This is a genomic window from Micromonospora sp. ATLC16, assembly GCF_057196645.1.
Window position 1 is genome coordinate 1 of record NZ_JBXUOW010000163.1, and the last position, 1,148, is coordinate 1,148.

The 1,148-nt window shown below is 68.7% G+C and carries 1 protein-coding gene; it reads left to right on the forward strand.

What is annotated here, in order from left to right; translation table 11 throughout:
* Positions 1 to 1,148, forward strand: a 1,148-nt coding sequence (locus AC2CHE_RS26860) for an ISAs1 family transposase (RefSeq protein ID WP_484507611.1), incomplete at both ends; no start/stop codon positions are given.

Below are 1,148 nucleotides of genomic sequence, written 5' to 3' on the forward strand. Positions count from 1 at the left end.
CGTCACCACCCCCACCGACACCCCACCCCGTCTCGTGACCGAGGGTGAGCAAGCCGGTCTGCTGCACGCGTTGGCGGCGGTGCCCGATCCCCGCAACCCGCGTGGGCTGCGTTATCCCCTGGCCGGCCTGCTCACGGTCGCGGTGTGCGCGGTAATGGCCGGCGCGTCATCGGTGGCCGCGATCGCGGACTGGCTGCACGATCTGGACGACATCGCCCGGGCCCGGCTCGGGTTCCTACGAGGGGTACCCGCCACCAGCACGATGTGGCGGCTACTGATCCGCCTGGACGCCGACCTGCTCGCCACCGTCCTCGCCGGCTGGCTACGCACCCGGGTCCAGCCCTCCGACCGTGCCCACCGGCCGCGATACCGACAGGTCATCGCCGTCGACGGCAAAACCCTGCGAGGCGCCCGCCGTGCCGACGGCCGGCAGGTCCACCTGCTGTCCGCGCTGGACACCAGCACCGGCATCGTCCTGGCCCAGGTCACCGTGGCCGCGAAATCCAACGAAATCCCCGCGTTCACGCCACTGCTGGACGCCATCGAAGCCGTGCTGGGCACCCTTAACGGGCTGATCTTCGTCGCCGACGCCCTCCACACCCAAACCAACCACGCCAGCGAAATCGCCGCCCGAGGCACCCACCTACTGATCCCGATCAAGGGCAACCAACCGACCCCGCACACCCAACTCAACACCCTGCCCTGGGCACAGATCCCGATCGGGCACCAGACCCGCGACCGTGGTCACGGCCGCCGGGAGACCCGGACCGTCAAAGCTGTCACCGTCTCCACCCCCGGCGGAATCGCCTTCCCACACGCCGCCCAGGCCATCCGGATCACCCGAACCCGCACCATCACCAGCAGCGGCAAGACCACCCGCGAAACCACCTACCTGACCATCTCGCTACCCACCGCCGACGCACACCCCGCCGATCTACAGGAATGGATCCGATGTGAATGGCTCATCGAAGCTCTCCATCACATCAGAGACGTGACGTTCCGTGAGGACTCACACCAAGCCCGGACCGGCAACGGACCCGCCGTCATGGCCACCCTGCGTAACACCTCGATCGGGTTCCACCGCACCAACGGGGAAACCAACATCGCCCGCGCCACCCGACGAGCCGACCGCCGCCCCCACGACCTCA